This is a genomic window from Romboutsia lituseburensis DSM 797, from assembly GCF_900103615.1.
Taxonomy (GTDB): domain Bacteria; phylum Bacillota; class Clostridia; order Peptostreptococcales; family Peptostreptococcaceae; genus Romboutsia_F; species Romboutsia_F lituseburensis.
Genome location: NZ_FNGW01000014.1, coordinates 17,153 through 35,065, shown reverse-complemented (window position 1 = coordinate 35,065; position 17,913 = coordinate 17,153). Strand labels below are relative to the sequence as shown.

The 17,913-nt window shown below is 30.9% G+C and carries 22 protein-coding genes; all 22 read left to right on the top strand.

Annotated elements, in window-relative coordinates; genetic code table 11:
- The first annotated feature begins 5 nt into the window (after window positions 1-5).
- The 22 genes from BLP75_RS16945 to BLP75_RS16840 all read left to right on the top strand — a co-directional run bounded on the left by BLP75_RS16945 (window position 6) and on the right by BLP75_RS16840 (window position 17,910).
- Entirely contained in the window at window positions 6-800 is a 795-nt protein-coding gene (locus tag BLP75_RS16945) for a hypothetical protein (RefSeq protein ID WP_092727730.1), read from the top strand.
- A 13-nt stretch (window positions 801-813) separates the two neighbouring features.
- On the top strand, window positions 814-1,437 hold the full coding sequence (locus tag BLP75_RS16940) for a ribonuclease D (RefSeq protein ID WP_242872456.1): 624 nt from the start codon (window positions 814-816) through the stop codon (window positions 1,435-1,437).
- 165 nt (window positions 1,438-1,602) lie between these two features.
- On the top strand, window positions 1,603-2,292 hold the full coding sequence (locus BLP75_RS16935) for a hypothetical protein (RefSeq protein WP_092727728.1): 690 nt from the start codon (window positions 1,603-1,605) through the stop codon (window positions 2,290-2,292).
- A gap of 75 nt (window positions 2,293-2,367) precedes the next feature.
- The gene (locus BLP75_RS16930) at window positions 2,368-3,276 is read left to right on the top strand and encodes a terminase small subunit (protein ID WP_092727727.1); all 909 of its coding nucleotides are present in this window, start codon (window positions 2,368-2,370) and stop codon (window positions 3,274-3,276) included.
- On the top strand, window positions 3,269-4,606 hold the full coding sequence (locus tag BLP75_RS16925; RefSeq protein ID WP_330385838.1) for a PBSX family phage terminase large subunit: 1,338 nt from the start codon (window positions 3,269-3,271) through the stop codon (window positions 4,604-4,606). The genes BLP75_RS16930 and BLP75_RS16925 overlap by 8 nt, the downstream gene beginning before the upstream one ends.
- Before the next feature lie 11 nt (window positions 4,607-4,617).
- Entirely contained in the window at window positions 4,618-6,069 is a 1,452-nt protein-coding gene (locus BLP75_RS16920; protein WP_092727726.1) for a phage portal protein, read from the top strand.
- The gene (locus BLP75_RS16915) at window positions 6,062-6,244 is read left to right on the top strand and encodes a hypothetical protein (RefSeq protein ID WP_139149862.1); all 183 of its coding nucleotides are present in this window, start codon (window positions 6,062-6,064) and stop codon (window positions 6,242-6,244) included. Before BLP75_RS16920 ends, BLP75_RS16915 begins: the two co-directional genes overlap by 8 nt.
- 34 nt (window positions 6,245-6,278) lie before the next feature.
- Window positions 6,279-6,551, top strand: coding sequence for a DUF2829 domain-containing protein (locus BLP75_RS16910; RefSeq protein WP_092727724.1), 273 nt, complete (start codon window positions 6,279-6,281; stop codon window positions 6,549-6,551).
- The gene (locus BLP75_RS16905) at window positions 6,551-7,486 is read left to right on the top strand and encodes a structural protein (protein ID WP_092727723.1); all 936 of its coding nucleotides are present in this window, start codon (window positions 6,551-6,553) and stop codon (window positions 7,484-7,486) included. Before BLP75_RS16910 ends, BLP75_RS16905 begins: the two co-directional genes overlap by 1 nt.
- Before the next feature lie 37 nt (window positions 7,487-7,523).
- Window positions 7,524-8,063 carry a DUF1643 domain-containing protein gene (locus BLP75_RS16900; protein ID WP_170139132.1) on the top strand — a complete coding sequence of 180 codons (540 nt, stop codon included), beginning with the start codon at window positions 7,524-7,526 and terminating at the stop codon, window positions 8,061-8,063.
- 87 nt (window positions 8,064-8,150) lie between these two features.
- Window positions 8,151-8,771, top strand: coding sequence for a phage scaffolding protein (locus tag BLP75_RS16895; protein WP_092727721.1), 621 nt, complete (start codon window positions 8,151-8,153; stop codon window positions 8,769-8,771).
- Window positions 8,771-9,082, top strand: a complete 312-nt coding sequence (locus BLP75_RS16890) for a hypothetical protein (RefSeq protein ID WP_092727720.1) — start codon at window positions 8,771-8,773, stop codon at window positions 9,080-9,082. Before BLP75_RS16895 ends, BLP75_RS16890 begins: the two co-directional genes overlap by 1 nt.
- Window positions 9,083-9,100: 18 nt before the next feature.
- Entirely contained in the window at window positions 9,101-10,159 is a 1,059-nt protein-coding gene (locus tag BLP75_RS16885; RefSeq protein ID WP_092727719.1) for a major capsid protein, read from the top strand.
- A gap of 40 nt (window positions 10,160-10,199) precedes the next feature.
- Window positions 10,200-10,325, top strand: a complete 126-nt coding sequence (locus BLP75_RS16880) for a Rho termination factor N-terminal domain-containing protein (protein ID WP_092727718.1) — start codon at window positions 10,200-10,202, stop codon at window positions 10,323-10,325.
- A gap of 19 nt (window positions 10,326-10,344) precedes the next feature.
- Window positions 10,345-10,596, top strand: coding sequence for a hypothetical protein (locus BLP75_RS16875; RefSeq protein ID WP_092727717.1), 252 nt, complete (start codon window positions 10,345-10,347; stop codon window positions 10,594-10,596).
- Window positions 10,593-10,949 carry a hypothetical protein gene (locus BLP75_RS16870; RefSeq protein WP_092727716.1) on the top strand — a complete coding sequence of 119 codons (357 nt, stop codon included), beginning with the start codon at window positions 10,593-10,595 and terminating at the stop codon, window positions 10,947-10,949. The genes BLP75_RS16875 and BLP75_RS16870 overlap by 4 nt, the downstream gene beginning before the upstream one ends.
- A gap of 1 nt (window position 10,950) precedes the next feature.
- Window positions 10,951-11,292: a hypothetical protein gene (locus BLP75_RS16865; protein WP_092727715.1), complete on the top strand. Its 342-nt coding sequence runs from the start codon at window positions 10,951-10,953 to the stop codon at window positions 11,290-11,292.
- A 9-nt stretch (window positions 11,293-11,301) separates the two neighbouring features.
- Window positions 11,302-11,649, top strand: a complete 348-nt coding sequence (locus tag BLP75_RS16860) for a hypothetical protein (protein ID WP_092727714.1) — start codon at window positions 11,302-11,304, stop codon at window positions 11,647-11,649.
- A gap of 1 nt (window position 11,650) precedes the next feature.
- Window positions 11,651-12,217 carry a hypothetical protein gene (locus tag BLP75_RS16855; RefSeq protein WP_092727713.1) on the top strand — a complete coding sequence of 189 codons (567 nt, stop codon included), beginning with the start codon at window positions 11,651-11,653 and terminating at the stop codon, window positions 12,215-12,217.
- Window positions 12,218-12,283: 66 nt separating this feature from the next.
- Entirely contained in the window at window positions 12,284-12,760 is a 477-nt protein-coding gene (locus BLP75_RS16850; RefSeq protein ID WP_092727712.1) for a hypothetical protein, read from the top strand.
- A gap of 163 nt (window positions 12,761-12,923) precedes the next feature.
- Window positions 12,924-13,343, top strand: a complete 420-nt coding sequence (locus tag BLP75_RS16845) for a phage tail tape measure protein (RefSeq protein ID WP_092727711.1) — start codon at window positions 12,924-12,926, stop codon at window positions 13,341-13,343.
- Between the two features lie 226 nt (window positions 13,344-13,569).
- Complete coding sequence (locus BLP75_RS16840) at window positions 13,570-17,910, top strand: phage tail tape measure protein (RefSeq protein ID WP_092727710.1); 4,341 nt, start codon at window positions 13,570-13,572, stop codon at window positions 17,908-17,910.
- Window positions 17,911-17,913 lie beyond the last annotated feature (3 nt).

Here is a 17,913-nt window from a genome sequence, read left to right as displayed (position 1 = left end):
AAAATATGAAAAATAAAATTTTAAAATCTAAATATATAATAGTGTCGTTAGTATTATCTTTATTAGGCATTGGTTTATTATATATTAGTGAGTCTTTCTTTAAGGAAATATGGAAAATAATATTTAGTCAAATCGCTTTAGCAATTCTTATATCAGTTATAATAGGTATTATAAACGAATATATTTTAAAAGAAAGTTTAGTTGACATGATACTTGAAAAGATAAAGATAAAAGAAGATGTTAATAAAACTGGGCTAGAAGAACTAGTTTCAAGTATAGGAGAAATAAATTATAAATATTATTTCAGAAGCGCGAGTAAAAATATAGATATTGTTCATGTATATGGGAGATCTTGGACCAATAGCAATATTGATGAAATTCAAGATAGGGTCATGAAATCAAATTGTAAAGTAAGAGTAGTACTAGTTGATCCAGAGTCTAAGTTTATCGAAGGTTTAGAAGGACATTTTGATTATGATAGTGGCAGATTAAAGGAAGAAATAAAAAATGTTAGTCTTAGATGGAAAGAAATTTATGATAAAAAAAATATAAAAAATAAAAAAGCAACTCAAGGTGATATAGAGCTTTATTATCATAAAGGTCATCCTAGTAATGCCTTATATAGAATAGATGATAGAATAATAGTTGTACATACAAAAACAACTAAAGGAAGAACAACTAGAATACCTGCTATGATTTTTAAATATACTAAAAAAAATGATTGTTTTTATAATATATATTTAAAAGAAATAGATGAACTTGTTAGACAATCAACAAAAGTAAATTTTAATGATTTATAAGGAGGTAGCTGCATTGAAAAGTTGTATAAGGTTATATAATAAAGATATTGATGATAGCGAAAAAGAATATATAATTAAAAATTGTAAATTCATAACTATTGATACTGAAACCACAGGGTTGGATCCATTAAAAGATAAGTTGTGTTTAATACAAATATATGACGGGAATAACGTTTTTATTTTAAGGTATAATAAAAAGCTAGAATATAAAAATTTAGTTGAGATATTAGAAAGTAATAAAATACGAAAAGTTTTCCATCATGCTAATTTTGATTTAAGATTTTTAATAGCTAATTTTAAAAATATTGATATAAAAAATATTGGATGTACAAAGGTAAGTGCAAAACTATTAAATGGTAAAAATGAAAATAGTAGTCTTAAATATTTAGTTGAAAAATATATAGGAATTAATATCAGCAAAGATTTACAGGTATCTAATTGGGAAAGTAATGATTTATCAGAAGCTCAAATAGAATACGCTGCAAATGATGTTATATTTTTATATAAACTATGGGATAAGATAAGTTCTATATTAAAGGAAAATAAAATTGATAATATAGCCCAAAATTGTTTTCAATATTTACCAACGAATGCAATGTTACATAATAAAGGTATCGAAAATATATTTATTTATTAAAATTAAGAGAACTCTCTTGTAGGGTTCTTTTTTATTTTTCTAAACGACAAATGAGGTGGTGATATAAAATAAAAGGCGAGTTATAAGTATATCTAAACTTAAAAATATAAAAAAGAAGACAAAACTCTGAAAATATAATATTATATTTTGGGAGGATGATATGCAATGAATGTGGATTATTATATTAAAATAATTGGATTAATAATACCTATAATGGTGTTTATAGGTACTATTTTCAATCCAGAAAAAAATAAGACAGATAAGTTAAAAGAAAGGTATTTCGAAAAATTATTAGCTTTATATGTAAATGAGTACAAAAGTCATAGAAATTTAAATGCTGTAAAATTTATAAATAAAAGATATACAATGAATGATTATTTTATACCTAGCTATATATTTTATTTAGAAGATAAAAATGAAAAGGAATTATTACATAAAGTATTGATGGTAGATTATATAAATAATTTTCCAAGGAAAAGAAATAATATAAGCAATGCTATAAATAGCATAAATGGGATATTAAGAATAGCATTCATTTATATAAATTATTTTATACGAGTTTTATATATCATTGCAATTCCATTTACTATTATGTTTTTAATTTCAGCAATTATATTTTATATTAATGGTGGCAGTGGAAGCATAACTATTGGAGCTATAACTATCTCAGATATAGTATTTTATATTTTGATGATTATTATTATAATTATTATTTCAATAGCTTTAAAGTATATACAGGAAAGTATAACAAATAAAATATATGATGATTACACTATGAAAGAGATAGAAATTAAGCAAATATTAGAAAAAAGAGAACAAGAATATAATAACTCGGATAGTTATTATATATTTTAATGAAATTAGAAAGTAAAAAAGAATTCTTAAGTGGATTCTTTTTTACTTTTCAAAACAAATAAGTGAGGTGGTGATATGGCTAGAGCGAGAAGTCCTAGCAGAGATAAGGCAAAGGAAATATACTTAAAATTTAATGGGGATATTAAATTAATAGATATAGCTAAAGACTTAAATATAAATGATTCTCAAGTTAGAAAGTGGAAATCACAGGATAAATGGGATGATGAATTAAAAGGAGCGTTACCAATAACTAAAAGTAACGTTACTAATAAAAATAATAAAAAAGTAGAGATCAAAAAGTCTATTGAACGTGAAGTAAAAGAGGTGTTAGAAAATACCGAGCTTACTGATAAACAAAGGCTTTTTTGTATTTATTATATTAAATGTTTTAATGCTACAAAGGCTTATCAAAAAGCATATGGATGTGATTATATAACTGCTAACTCACATGGATATAAGATGTTGTCAAATGTGGTAGTAAAGCAAGAGATAGACAAGTTAAAGCAAGAGAAACTTAATAGAGTTATGTTATCAGAGGATGATATATTCCAAAGATACATTGACATAGCTTTTGCAGATATAACAGACTACATAACTTTTGGTCAAGAAGAAGTTCCGGTTATGGGGCCTTTTGGACCACTTGAAGTAGAAGGTGAAACAGTAACTAAGATTATAAATGTAGTTAAATTTAAAGAATCAACAGAAGTAGACGGAACCATTATAAGCGAAGTTAAACAAGGTAAAGATGGAGCAAGTATTAAGCTTCAAGATAAAATGAAAGCATTGCAGTGGTTATCAGATAGAGTTGATTTATTGCCAACTTATACAAGATTAAAATTAGAAAATGAGAAGACTAAACTTGAACTTGATGTTATGAAGCTTGAACTTGATATAATGAAGCAAGGTGGACAAGATGAAGAAGTTGAAGATGATGGATTTATGGAAGCTTTAGAAACTCAAGTAGGTGATGCTTGGGATGATTAAGGATAGGATAAATAAACTTAAAGAAAAAGTATCTAAAATGAAGTCATGTAGAGGTAGCACAGTAAAGAAAGCTACTATAAAATTTAGTCCATTTTCTAAGAAGCAGAAAAAAGTATTAACATGGTGGTTGCCTAATAGTCCTGCATCTGATAAAGATGGAATTATAGCAGATGGAGCTATAAGAAGTGGTAAAACCATATCAATGTCATTATCATATGTATTTTGGGCCATGAGTAATTTTAATGGTCAAAGCTTTGGTATGTGTGGTAAGACTATAGGATCATTTAGACGTAATGTTTTATTTTGGTTAAAACTTATGCTTAAGTCTAGGAAATATAAAGTTGAAGATAAAAGGTCAGATAACCTTATTGTAGTTAGTAAAGGAGATATTACTAACTATTTTTATATTTTCGGAGGAAAAGACGAAAGCTCACAGGACTTAATACAAGGTATAACATTAGCTGGTTGTTTCTTTGATGAAGTTGCATTGATGCCAGAATCGTTTGTTAATCAGGCTACAGGTCGTTGCTCTGTTGATGGTTCTAAGTTTTGGTTTAACTGTAACCCAGATGGTCCTTATCACTGGTTCAAGCAAAGCTGGATAGATAAACAAGAAGAAAAGAACATATTATATCTGCACTTTACTATGGATGATAACTTGTCATTAGCTGAAAAGATAAAGAAAAGATATGCAAGTATGTATTCTGGTATATTCTATCAAAGGTATATATTAGGATTGTGGGTAGTTGCAGAAGGTATTATATATTCTATGTTTGATAAAGAAAAGCATGTAGTTAAAGCTTCTGACTATCAATACAAAGAGTATTATGTATCTTGTGACTATGGTACCCAAAACCCTACATCGTTTGGATTGTGGGGTAAGACGATAGATAATAAGCATGTAATGATTAAAGAATATTATTACAGTGGTAGAGATACAGGAGTACAAAAGACAGATGTAGAGTTTTCTAATGACCTAAAAGAGTTCACAAAAGGTTATAAAATTAAATATGTAGTTCTAGATCCTTCAGCAGCTTCTTTTAAAGCTCAATTAATAAAAGATAAATTCAAAGTATTGCCTGCTAAAAATAGTGTACTTGATGGAATAAGACTTGTAGCAAGTTTATTAACTCAATGCAAAATATTATTTGATGAAAGTTGCTTAGATACTTTTAAAGAGTTTAGTTCTTATGTTTGGGATAATGAAGCTTGTAAAAAAGGTGAGGACAAAGTTATAAAAGAGCATGACCACAGTATGGACCAGATAAGATATTACTGTATGACTATTATAGGAAATAAAGGTAAGAGTAAAAAAATATTAAAGAGATAGGAGGTGTTAGCATGAATACAATGGCTGTAAATAATATTATAAACATGGAGCTACAGGGTTTATTTCCTAAAGATAGATTAGAGGAAATGAATGAGATAATAAACTACTATAAACAGTATGAAGGTGAAGAACTGGATTGGATTAAAACAACTACTGATTATGTAGCTACAGAAAAGAAAACTAACTATATAAAAAAATTAATAGATGAAGAAGCTAGATTTATGTTTTCTAAACCACCATATTTTAATATTAATGTTGAAGGTAATGAAGAAGCAGAAAAAAATCTTAATAAATATTTAAGACGGACATTAAAAAAGAATTTATTTAACAATGATATTATAAAAGCCACTAAGGACTTTCTAATAGGCAAAAGAATAGCTTTAAAGTTAGTTGCTAATAAAGAAACTAAGAAAATAGAAATAGCTTTTATTCCTTCATTGGAGTTTGTGTTTGTTCCAAAACTAGATAATGTAAAAGAGCTAGAGCAAATAATATTTTGTTATCAACTGGAAGATAACATATCTAGAGAAGGTCAGCGGTTTTGGAAACAAAAATACTATATAGACAAAGGATATTGTTATGTACACGAAGCTATATATGATGGTAGTGGAAAAATAATAAAGCTTTTAAAAGATAATGAAAATACTAAATTAACTTTTATACCGTGCTATGTAATAATGAATGATTCTCTTACAGGTGATACAAAAGGTAAATCAGATGTAAAACCATTAGTAGAGAATCAAAAGGCTTATAATCAACTTACAAGTGAAGATATAGACACAATAATAAAAGGCATGAATAGGATTATATACATGATTAATGTTGATGATGATTCTATAATGGAAGAGGATGGCAAGCCGAAGATAAGTTATAAAGCTGGAGCTGTTTGGAATCTAGAAAAAGATAGGCAGGCAAGCGAGAGCGATAAAGCAGAAGTAAATGCTATAGGTTCTGATTTTGGATATGACCAAAGAATAGAGAATGCATTAAATAGAATTATAAGAGATATGCATGATAGTTTATCAGTTCCAAAACTAAGTGTTGAAGATATGAAGGCTCTTACAAGTTCTAAAGCTATAAAAGCTATATATCAGCAGTTTACATCATGCATAGAGGAAAAGATGACTTCATGGATACCAATGCTTGAATGGATGGTAGAAGCTATTATAGAAATGTCTAGGATATATGGAATAGGTAAATTACCTAATGTAGATATCGAAGATATGGAAATAACAGTGCAAAATCAATATCCATTGCCAAGTGATGAGTATGAAGAAAAAGACAATGATATGAAACAAGTAACTACTCAAGTCATGAGTAGAAAAAGATATATAGAAAAATGGCATAATGTTCATGCTGATATTGCTGATGAAGAACTTAAGCAAATACAATTAGAGAAACAATTATTAGAAGATAGTTTTAGTCAATTCGAAACTAATTTGGAGGATGATGATGGTGAGTAAAGATACAAAGATACTAAGAGAAGCTTCAAGTTTATTTATGGAAATGGCTTGTATATATGAACAAATGGCTGATTTAGAAGAATCAGAAGATACAAAAGAAAATCAAGATAAGTTAACTATGCTTATAGGCAAGATGATGCTTACAGTAAGTAAGGTTCAAGCGTTAGATGTATAGTATTTATTAAAATTTACTTGGAGGATGATGAATAATGACTTTTGAAAAAGTATTGCCTTTATTGAAAGATGGAGAAAAAGCATTTAGATTAGGTTGGAATGGTAGAGGGATGTTTGTAGTTAGACAAAAAGGATATCCAGATGGAATACCTTGCAATAAACAAACTGCCGAAGCCTGGAATTTAAAAGAAGGAGATTTATTCAAAGTTTCACCATATTTACAAATAAAAAATGCTGACGGAACTCATGCAATGTGGGTACCGAGCGTAGGAGATATATTTGCAGAGGATTGGGAAATTATTAGATAATGGCTAGTAAAGACTATCTTAAGCTATGTCAAGAAGCTCAAGACAAGAAACTTAATCTAGCTAAGAAGCAGGAACGGCAGATAAAACAAATATACAATGATATGTATAAGAATTTATCTAAGAAGCTTAACAAGGTTAATCCAGATAGTTTAACTAAAAGATATTTAGAGGAACTTCAAAAGGAATTAGCTAAAGAGATTAAGCTCATTCATACTAAAGTTGAAAAGGTTATAAAAAAGAATACAGAAAAATCAACGAACCTAGCTAACAATGTACAGCTAGATTTTTTTATGCAAATAAATGAGCAGTATAGCTTGAATATGAAAGATACTTTTTCTAGTATGTTTTCTAAAATACCCAAAGCTGCTATGCATGAAATACTACATGGAACTGCTTACAAAGACTGTAAAGGTTTATCTGAAAGGATATGGCAATACACTAAGAAGTTTGATAAAGATATTGATTATATAGTTACAGAAGGTATTGCAAATAAGAAAACTGTTTATGAAATAGCTAAAGATTTAGAAATATACGTTAACCCAAAAGCTAGTAAACCTTGGGAATGGTCTAATGTATATCCTAATGCTAGTGAAAAAGTAGATTATAATGCTCAAAGGTTAGCCAGAACTGCTGTTAACCATGCTTTTCAACAAGCTCAAAAGAGAAGTTGTGAAAAGAATCCTTATGTTACAGGTATAAGATGGGTGAGTGCTGGTATTCATGGAAGAACATGTCCTGTATGTAGTGATAGAGACGGACAACTATTTAAAGTAAATGAAGTACCATTAGATCATCCAAACGGACTTTGTACAACTATTGCAGAAATACCTATGAGCTTTGATGAAATAGGAATGGAGCTTAGAGCTTGGAGAGATGGAGAATCAAATAGCAAGTTAGATAATTGGTTTAGTGAATATGGAGAAGACTTTATTTAATCATATGCTATAATTAAAAGTAAAAAGAGGTATGGCAATGATTAATGTAAGTTGTAGGGAAAAAGAAATTCATATAAAAGAGTATTATGCTAGTGATGGAGGTCAAGAGTATAGATATTTATTATCTCGCTATTGGGATAAGGGAGATAAAGTAGTTAGTGTTTTAATGTGTAATCCAAGTGATGCTAGTTATCTTTATGAAGATCGAACATCAATGAATGTAAACAATTACTTCGTTAATTTAGGATACAATAAAATTAATATAATAAATTTATTTGCATTTAGAGATAAAGATTTTAAAAAGTTAAAAAATAGAAGTTTAAAATATGAAAGTCAAACTAATTTTTATTTAAATAAAGCTATGGAAGAGTCAGATTTAATTGTAGTGGCGTGGGGATATGGTAAAGAACATAAAGATCAGCCTAAATACATAAAAGAAAAAATTCAAGAAGTTAAAAATATATTAAAACTATATAAACATAAAAATATAAAATGTATGGATGAAGGCAAGGGAAATATTCATCCTTTGAAATGGGATAGTAAAGTAGATGTGCCATTAATAGATTATATCTTATAAAATTTAATATTTTTTGAATAAGTCTTAGTTATGCTAGGGCTTTTTTTATTGCAAAATATAAGCTTATAAAACATGGAGGATGATATTGTGAAATTAATAGAGATACTAAAAGCTCAAGGTTTTACTGATGAGCAAATAAGTAAAATTCAAGCTTCTATGAAGGAAAATAAAATTTATGAAACTTCATTAGAAAATGCAGATGAAGAATACTCCAAATTAAAAACTGAAAAAGAAGACTTGGATGAACAGTTAAATACTGCAAATACAACTATAAAAGATTTAAAGAAAAATAATAAAGATAATGAAGATTTGCAACAAACTATCAAGGATCACGAAGCAACTATAGAAACTTTAAAGAATGATAGTGCATCTAAGATTAAAAAGTTAACTTTAGATAATGCAATCAATTCTAGGCTATCTAAAGTTGATGATAAATACAAAACACTTCTTGAAGGTCAATTTGATAGAGAAAAGCTAACTATTAAAGAAGATGGAACAGTTGAAGGTTTAGATGAGCAAGTAAAAACTTTATCTGAAACTTATTCAGAATGGTTTGAAGATGCTACACCAAGTAATACAGGAGGATTAGGAAACTTCAATCGTAATCCTAGTGGAGGTGGAGAAACACAAAGCTTAGGTGAAAGATTAGCTAAGCAAGCAATAGAATCAAATACAAATAATTATGATTATTTTGGAGGTGCTAAATAATGGCAAAAATAAGAGTTACTGAATACTCAAACAGAAAAGAAATATTAAAGTATGATCATTATGTATCAGAAGCGATAGTGTTAACACAAGCTAACTCAACTACAGTGGATGGAAAGAAAATAGTTAAAGCAGGAACTATATTACCTGCAAATAATGCTACAGCTAAAGGTGTAGTACTTTATGATGTGGATGTTACAAATGGTGATGAAGTAGGATCATTAGTTATACATGGATTTATAGACAAGTCTAAATTACCAGTTCAGCCAGATTCAGCAGCAATAACAGCTTTACCAATGATAAAATTTATATAACTTAGGAGGATTTACAATATGCCAACAATATACGATATAGTAAAAGCAAAAGAAATAGGTGTTTATTACAATGCAATGCAAAAGGACAGAGCACCTTATTTAGGAGAAACATTATTCCCATTTGATAAAAAGTTAGGATTAGACTTAAAATGGATAAAAGGTTCTAAAGGTATGCCAGTAGCATTAAAGTCTTCTGGATTTGACACTAAGGCAGAATTAAGAGACAGAATAGGATTCTCTGATGTACAAACTGAAATGCCTTTCTTTAAGGAAGCTATGCTAGTTAAAGAGAGCGATAGACAGGAGTTGAATAAGTTATTAGGAAATCCAGCTAATCAGCCATACGTAGATTTAATAACTAGAAATATATTTGACGATGTTACTACTTTATTAGAGGGAGCATTAGTTCAGTTAGAAAGAATGAGAATGCAGTTATTATCAGAAGGAAAAATAGCTATAATGGCTAAAGGAATAGATGGCGTAGCTAAACCTATGGACTATGATTATAACTTATCAGAAACTCAAAAAGTATCTACAGATTGGACGTCTCCAACGTCAAACCCAGTTGAAGATATATTAAAATGGATGGACGATGCAGAAGATAGAACTGGATCAAGACCAACCAGAGCAATATGTACTAGAAAGACTTGGGGGTATTTACTAAATAATCAAAATATACAAGGAGAGTTAAAGGCGTTATCTCAAGGTAATATAACTATAACTAACCAAATGTTAGAAAATTATTTATTAGATAAATTAAATTTAAGAGTTGTTGTAAATTCTAAAAAATATAAAACAGAAGCTGGTGTTGTAACTAATTATTTTAAGGACGATGTATTTACATTACTTCCAGACGGTGGATTAGGTAAAACGTGGTTTGGAACTACTCCAGAGGAAAGTGATTTAATGTCAGGTGCAACTGATGCAGAGGTTAATATAGTTAACTTAGGTATAGCTATAACTACTACTAAAGAAACTGATCCAGTTAATGTTAAAACTAAAGCATCTATGATAGCACTACCTTCATTTGAAAGAGCAGATGAAATAGTTATAGCTAATGTAAATAATCCCAGTTAAGACCCTAAGCGAAGAATTAGGGGAGCATAATGATGAAAAAATGGAAAATAAAGATACTGAATTATCAAATCTTACAGTAGATGAGCTTAAAGCCATAGCCAAAGAAAAAAATATAGAAGGATATTCTTCTATGAAAAAAGCTGAGTTAGTAGAAGCTTTAAAATGATGGATTATAGGTGATTAAAATGGAAGAAATTCAAGAGCTTAAAATCAGATTAAGGGAGGATAGTTCTCCCTTTTTTACTGAGGAAGAGTTAGATTACTATTTAAAACAAAATAATAATGATTTAGATTTAACCACTTATGAATGCCTACTATTGAAAGCGGAAGATGATTCAATAAGCTTACCAGGTGGTTTACAGTTAGCTAATAATAGTAAGTACTGGCTTAGATTAGCTAAACAGTATAAGCCTAAGAAAAGGAGCCTTGTATTATGATAGCTAATAAAATAAAACCTAAGGTTAAGAAAGTAATAGATAAGTTTCCAACTCATGTAGATATTTATAGAAATTCTAGAAATGAGTTTGGAGAACCTGCAGGTGAGGAACTTATATGCTCTGTTAAAGGTTTTTATCATGAAGGGAACAACATGATAAGTGCTATTACTAAGGACAAAGGAGAGATTAAAAGAAATAAGCAAAGGTTCTTGATGGTTATCTATGATGATGAAACTATTAAGATAAAAGAAAATGATTATTTCTTACTTGATAATAAAAAACATAGAATTAAAGATTTAGGAAATCAAAATAGATTGAATATTTACTTTGATATGCTGCTGGAGGAATGCTGATATGAGTTTTAAATTTGATGGAAGTAAACTTATGAAAGGTCTAGCAGAAAAGGAAATTAAGACTAGAGCAGCTCTTGGTTTACATGCTGATTCTACGGCTAAAAAAATGGAAGCTCATGCGAAAACTAATTACAAGTGGACACCTAGAAGTGGTCAAGCACATCAAACAATTACTGGAACCTGGAAATGGATAGGTTCAGTTGCTAGAATAGAACTAAGTCACGGTACAAGTTATGGTATATGGTTAGAGTTATGTAATGAAAAAAAATATGCAATAATTAAACCAACTATAGATTTAATGAGTCCGCAAGCTATAAGAGGACTAGATAAAATATTTAGATAAGGTGATTAAATGTTCATAGAATTATATAAACACTTAAAAGAAAAAGGATTTGATGTATATTCGATTGGTCAACATGAAGGAATATGCTCAAGTCCTTATTTAGTTATAAAAGAAAATACGGAAATGGATATTGTAGGAACGTCATTCAATAATGAGTTAATAGATATAATTATTTACTATCCTAAAGGCTCATATAGCAAGTTGAATCCATATTTAAAAAGTGTAAAAGGAAGTATGGCAGAAATTAATAAGTTAAAAAGAGCGTATGATCCAACTCCAATAGTTATTGATGATGAAAAAGAAGCTTATACGACATCATTTTCATATAAAAAAATAAAAAAGAAAGAAGGAATTTAAAATGGCAAATGCAGTAAAAAACCAATTACCATTAACTGATGTTGAGATGGTTCAGGTAGTTACTAAAGAATCTCAGCCTAGGACCTTTACATTTGATACATCTGATGAAGTAACCACAGAAGAAATAGTAGAAGAAGGCAAAGATAGACCTCTTCAAATAAAGAATAAAATAGTGGCTAATGTACCTGCTGAAGACTTGGTATTAGGATATGATTTAAAATTTAAAGACAATGTTATGTGTCCAGAGTTATTACATGTAATGCAGGGAGGGACTTTAACATATGAAACCGAAGGTGGAGCATTTAAATCATATGAACCACCAGCTATAGGTACTACAAGAAATAAAGTCGCTCTTGATGTTATAACTTATACTGCAGAAGTTAGTACAGATGGAAAGACAGGAAGATATTTAAAAATAACTTGGTCAAACGGAAAAGGAAGTTCTGTACCTATATCATTAAAAGATGGAGAATACTACTCTAATGAATATACAGTGAAGTGTAGACCAGCTAAGGGACAAGCTCCTTACAAAATGGAAGTAGTAGATGAATTACCATCTTTAATATAACAATATAAAAAAATACTAACACATAAGACCTTCTTCGGAAGGTCTTTTAATTTAGGAGGTTTAATTATGAAAGCAATTAGTTTACAGGAATTAAAGAAATTAAAACAAGAGGTTTATGAAGTTATAGAAATACCTGGGTTTAATGACGAAAGTGCAATACTAGTAGAAGTAAAGAAGGTATCTTTAATGGATTTATCAGAATGCAAGATATTACCTAACTCTTTATTAATGTCTGTTAATGCTATATTTGTAAGACAGCAAAAAGGACCAGCTCCTTCTGAAAAAGAGTTAGCTGTGTGGGAACAACAATTAAGAGAATTTACTGAAATAGTTTATAAACAAGCTCTTATCCAACCTACATTTAAAGACTTTGAAGAAGCTGGACTACCATTAACGAGTATTCAGAAAAGAATGATAGCTGAATATGCAATAGGAGACGTAAGTACATTAAATCGATTTCGTAAGTTCAGAGAAGGTCTTAAGAATAATAGCCCAAGCGAAGGAGTTCCACAAAAGGCCAAGCGAAATAATGGGAATAAGTAATACCTATGTTGCCTTCTGTTTTGATGAAGTATGTATCCAAATAATTCAAGCTCTAAGGGATGATCCTTCATCTGTGATGTTTGAAGAAGATAAAGTAGATAAATCTACAGGAAATAGAAAAACATTCCAAAGCGAGATATTAAAGAGGTAAGGAGGTGTTATTATGAGTTTAGATGTGGGAACTGCTGTAGGTTATTTAGACTTAGATATAAAAGGTTTTGAAAGTGGAATAAAATCAGCTACACAACAATTAGGAATATTCAATAGTGATACTGCTACTAGTGGTCAGAAAATGCAAGCATTAGGTGGAGTTATGAAAGGTGTAGGAGCCAACATGACAAAGTTTATGACTGTACCATTAGTAGGTGTAGGAGCATTATCAATAAAAACAGCAGCAGATTTTGAAGCAGGAATGTCTAAAGTTCAAGCTATAAGTGGTGCTACCGGTTCGGATATGCAAAAGTTAGAGGGGATGGCTAAGAATTTAGGAGCAACAACTAAGTTTAGTGCTTCTGAAGCTGCTGATGCTCTTTCTTATATGGGTAAACTAAAATGCTCGGCTATAGAGAAATCTATAGCATAAACTAGTGGGTTAAAATTGGAAAGCTAAGTCTATATAAATAGATACGCCAATCAATTACCAAATTATATAGGGATATATAAAAGGTTTAGAGACTAGGAGAAGTAATCTAGAACAGAAGAAACTCCCACGAAATCCACTGCCCTAACGTAAAGCCGAGGGTAAAGAGATAGTCCAACTCTAAGGGAAACCTTAGTTCTAGGATAAAGAGCCTAGACAATGAAGTTAGATGGCTGGTTGGAAAACTGAAGATATGATGGCAGGACTACCAGGAGTTCTAGATCTTGCAGCAGCAGGAGGAACAGATTTAGCATTAACGTCTGATATAGTTACAGATGGACTTACGGGGTTAGGTCTTACTGCTAAAGATACAGGAATGTTTGTTGATGTCATGGCTGCTACATGTTCTAATTCAAATACAAGTATAGAACTAATGGGAGAAACGCTTAAATATGTTGGTCCAGTTGCTGGAACACTAGGCATAAATATGCAAGATTTATCATTAGCTATAGGTCTTATGGGTAATGCTGGTATAAAAGGTTCACAAGCAGGTACTGCTTTAAGGGCAGGGCTTACTAATTTAGTAAAACCAACAGACCAGATGCAAGCAGCTATGGAAAAATATAATATAGAGCTTGTTAAAAATGCAGATGGTTCTGTAGACTTTATGGGTACTATGGAAAATCTTAGAACTAATCTAGGAGACTTAAATGAAACAACTAAAGCGCAGGCTTTATCAACTATATTTGGTAAAGAAGCCATGTCTGGATGGGCTGCTATAGTGAATGCAAGTGAAAGTGATTTTAATAAGTTAACAGGTGCAATAGCTAATTCAGATGGAGCAGCTAAGTCTATGGCTGATGTTATGCAGGACAATTTAAAAGGTTCTATAGATAACTTTAAATCAGCTCTTGAAGGAGCAGGAATAGTAATCGGAGATATATTAATTCCAGCTTTCAGAGGTATAGTAGATGGTGCTACTGATGTATTAACTTGTTTTAATGAATTAGATTCAGGAACTCAAACGTTTATGGTAGCTATAGGAGGGCTAGTAGCTGTGATAGGGCCTCTATTATTGATAGGAGGAACACTATTAACTATGTTGCCTAATATGGCATTAGGTTTTGAGTTAGTTACTGGAGCAGCAGCATCTATGAATGTAGCAGTGTTAGGAGTTCCATTAGCAGTAGCAGGGTTAGTAGCAGCATTAGTAGGACTAGTAACTTATGTTGGTACATCTACTTCAGCCTTAGAATTTTTACAGGATAAATTTGGAGCCTTAGGAATATTTATAGGAACAGTATGTGAGTTTATAGCTGGTGTGGTTCAATTAACTTTCGGCAATATGATTATCTTAATAACTACGGCTGCTAAAATGATAGGGGCGATACTGACAGGACATTGGAGTAAAGTAGATGACATCTGGAGAGAAGGTTGGGCTAAGATAGAAAACAATACTGCTGAAGCTTTAAGTAATATAGCAGCAGAAACTAATAGTGCTTTAGAATTATTAAAATCTACTTCAGCAGATAAATTAGGAAATGTAGTAGATACTTTTGACTTAGCTATGAAAGAGTTACCTAACCTTACTAAAGATAATGCAGGAAAAATAGCTCAGAATTTTACAGATGAGTTAGGTAATTTAGATGATAAATCTCTTACTATATTAAGAGGTACATCTGATACTATGGCTGTACTGTTTGAGGGTATATACGAGAAGATGAATCCAGAGGAAGCTACTGCTAAGTTTACTGCGAACTTAGAAAGTATGGCTACTAGTGGAAAGTTTAATATGGATACTATCAAAACTGATATTGATAGCGCTATGAAAACAATAAATGAAAACATGTTAATAGAGAGCGAAGCATTCAAGCAATCAGCTACTGATATGTTTAATGAGTTTAAAACAGCAGCTACTCAAGGTATGCCTGAAGCGATAAACAATGTGGTATCTCAGTTAGCTACTATGAACCAAGAGACAGTAACTCAACTTTCTTCTATGGGTGATTCATGGAAACAAGTATTCCAAGGAATAAACCTAGATTCAGGTATGACGACTCAACAAATGAAAGATACAGTTACTAACAACATTAATGGTATGGGACTAGATGCTAGTCAATTAATATCACAATTAAGAACTGAATCATCTGAGTATACTAAACAAATGGCACAAGATGCTGATAATAATACCAAACAACTAGCTCTTAGTGTGGATAATAACACTAAGCAGGCAAAGGAAAAAGGTAGTAAGAATACCAAAGACTTAGCAACTGATTTAGACAAGAACACTAAGGATGCACAGAAAAAGGGTGATGCTAATACCAAACAGTATGCAAACGATGTAGATAAAAATACAAAGAGCGGTACTGACAAAGCTAAAGCTAACACAGGCAATCTAGCTAAGAATACAGATTCGGATACTAAGAAAGCTGGAAGTAGTGCTAAGTCAAATATGGATGCTGGAAGCAAAGCTGTTACATCAGCTACATCTAAAATGTCTCAAGGCGTGAAGAAAGACACTTCTAAAGTAGCATCTGATATAGATGCGGATTTTAAAAAGGGAACTAGATCCGTACAACAGGAATCTACCAATATGTACAATGGAGCTAAACAGTCTTTCACTAAGTTAGCACAAGTAGCTAAACAAGCAGGGTCAGATGCATACAATGGAATAAATAACTCATTTAAGAAAATACCAGGAATAGTAAGCTCTAATATAGCGTCAGCTGCTAGTAATGCATCAGCTCATACGTCATCATTTAGGTCAGCGGGACAATCAGCAGGACAAGCATGGATAGATGGTTTTAATAGTAAAAAATCGGCTATGAGTTCAGCAGTAGCTAATATACCTAAGCCGAAATCATTTAATGTAAGGTCAGCAGTAGCTTTAAGCATTCAGCCTAATGTATCAGTAAATACCCGTTCTCTTAGTACTAGATCATTTGCAGCTGTGTCTTCGGGGGCAAGTAGTATAATATCAGCTGTTAAAAATACTCTTGCTAATGCAGCTAGTTCTCTAGATATAACGAGTTCTTATAAGATGTCCGGTGAGAATGCTGCTAATGCCTTTATAGAAGGGTTATCAGTAATGATAGGCCAAGTAGACGGTATGTGGAATAAGAATGAAGAAAGATGGGAGTCTGGCCTTGGAGGAATAGAAAAGCTACAGAAAGACCATGAAGATAGATTAGTTAAGTATGGCAAGGATAGAAATAAAAAGTTAGAAGAGTTAGATAAGGACTGGGCCAAGAAAAGTGCAGAAGCTCAAAGTGTACAAGCAAAAGCTTTAGATGAAGCAGAAAGAAAGAAGGCTCAGAAAATATCAGAAGCTAATAGTAAGTATGCTAAAGACAGAAAGAAACGTAATGAAGCTATTAAAAAAGCTGACCAGGAGTATAGAGAAGCTGAAAGAAAAGCTACTGAGAAGCATAATGAGACTATGTCTAAAGCTAATCAAGATTACTGGGAAAAGAAAGCTAAGATAAATGAAGATTATGCTGAGAAAGAAAAAGAATCTCTAGAAAAACTTAACTCAGATAAGGAAAAGTTAGAAGAGGATAGAGCTGAAGCTGAGAGATTGTTCAAAGAAAATCTTTTAGATATACAAGAAAAGTATCATCAGAAGGTTCAAGACTTAAACGAAAAGTACATAAATGAAGAAAAGAAACTAAATGATGAATATCAAAAGATATATGAATCAAGAGTTAATTCTCTTATGGGATGGTCTGATATATTTGCAGAAGTAAAAATGAAGGATGATGTATCTGGAAGTCAGTTAGTAGATAATCTTCAACAACAAGTAGAAATATTTAAAACTTGGGATGAAGATATGAATGACTTAGCAGGTAAAGTAGGAAAAGGTCTATATGATGAATTACTTAAGAAAGGACCACAAGCACATCAAGAGATAGCAGCATTAAATAGATTATCACAAAAAGAACTTGAAAGATATGAACAGCTATTTGAAGAGAAGAAGCGAATGGCTGAAGAAAGAGCTAAACAAGACACTGAGGATGAAAAGAACAGGATTGAGAATGAAATAGCAGGACTTAAAGATAAATATTTAGCTGAGTATGAAAAGCTTGGTAAAGACATGGCTGATGAAGTGCAAAAGCAAATAGATACTATTAATAAAAAGTTCGGTGCTGTACCTCAAGATTTCCTTCAATCTGGTAAATTGTCTATAATAGAATTTATAAAAGGTTTAGAATCAATGGAAGGAAGTTTATATAATACTGTGGAGAGAATAACTTCTAAAGTTGTTACTTCTGTAAGGGGAGCTGTAAAAGAAATAAATGATTTTAAGAGTGGAAATTCTAATATATCAACTAGAGATCTAATGAATTCAAATGAAAGGGCATTAAGTGCATCAGCTATGAGTCTAGGGTACTCTAGAGGAATAGAGTCGAATAGGAATACAGGTTCTAGTGAATCTTCCAACAGTAGAAATGATAATAAACCAAATGTTACTATATACAATACTTATAATAGTCCTAAACAGGCTTCTATAAGAGAGTTAAAGAGACAAGAAGAAGTGCAATTAAGAAAATTAGGGTATCTATTAAGATAGAAA

Bases quoted from the DNA above. Each gene is read 5' to 3' on its own strand.
- BLP75_RS16870 (WP_092727716.1), top strand. From the start codon at position 10,593: ATGATAGCTAATAAAATAAAACCTAAGGTTAAGAAAGTAATAGATAAG.
- BLP75_RS16860 (WP_092727714.1), top strand. From the start codon at position 11,302: ATGTTCATAGAATTATATAAACACTTAAAAGAAAAAGGATTTGATGTA.
- BLP75_RS16935 (WP_092727728.1), top strand. From the start codon at position 1,603: ATGAATGTGGATTATTATATTAAAATAATTGGATTAATAATACCTATA.
- BLP75_RS16930 (WP_092727727.1), top strand. From the start codon at position 2,368: ATGGCTAGAGCGAGAAGTCCTAGCAGAGATAAGGCAAAGGAAATATAC.
- BLP75_RS16905 (WP_092727723.1), top strand. From the start codon at position 6,551: ATGGCTAGTAAAGACTATCTTAAGCTATGTCAAGAAGCTCAAGACAAG.
- BLP75_RS16910 (WP_092727724.1), top strand. From the start codon at position 6,279: ATGACTTTTGAAAAAGTATTGCCTTTATTGAAAGATGGAGAAAAAGCA.
- BLP75_RS16850 (WP_092727712.1), top strand. From the start codon at position 12,284: ATGAAAGCAATTAGTTTACAGGAATTAAAGAAATTAAAACAAGAGGTT.
- BLP75_RS16925 (WP_330385838.1), top strand. From the start codon at position 3,269: ATGATTAAGGATAGGATAAATAAACTTAAAGAAAAAGTATCTAAAATG.
- BLP75_RS16875 (WP_092727717.1), top strand. From the start codon at position 10,345: ATGGAAGAAATTCAAGAGCTTAAAATCAGATTAAGGGAGGATAGTTCT.
- BLP75_RS16840 (WP_092727710.1), top strand. From the start codon at position 13,570: ATGGCTGGTTGGAAAACTGAAGATATGATGGCAGGACTACCAGGAGTT.
- BLP75_RS16880 (WP_092727718.1), top strand. From the start codon at position 10,200: ATGGAAAATAAAGATACTGAATTATCAAATCTTACAGTAGATGAGCTT.
- BLP75_RS16845 (WP_092727711.1), top strand. From the start codon at position 12,924: ATGAGTTTAGATGTGGGAACTGCTGTAGGTTATTTAGACTTAGATATA.
- BLP75_RS16900 (WP_170139132.1), top strand. From the start codon at position 7,524: ATGATTAATGTAAGTTGTAGGGAAAAAGAAATTCATATAAAAGAGTAT.
- BLP75_RS16865 (WP_092727715.1), top strand. From the start codon at position 10,951: ATGAGTTTTAAATTTGATGGAAGTAAACTTATGAAAGGTCTAGCAGAA.
- BLP75_RS16920 (WP_092727726.1), top strand. From the start codon at position 4,618: ATGAATACAATGGCTGTAAATAATATTATAAACATGGAGCTACAGGGT.
- BLP75_RS16885 (WP_092727719.1), top strand. From the start codon at position 9,101: ATGCCAACAATATACGATATAGTAAAAGCAAAAGAAATAGGTGTTTAT.
- BLP75_RS16945 (WP_092727730.1), top strand. From the start codon at position 6: ATGAAAAATAAAATTTTAAAATCTAAATATATAATAGTGTCGTTAGTA.
- BLP75_RS16855 (WP_092727713.1), top strand. From the start codon at position 11,651: ATGGCAAATGCAGTAAAAAACCAATTACCATTAACTGATGTTGAGATG.
- BLP75_RS16890 (WP_092727720.1), top strand. From the start codon at position 8,771: ATGGCAAAAATAAGAGTTACTGAATACTCAAACAGAAAAGAAATATTA.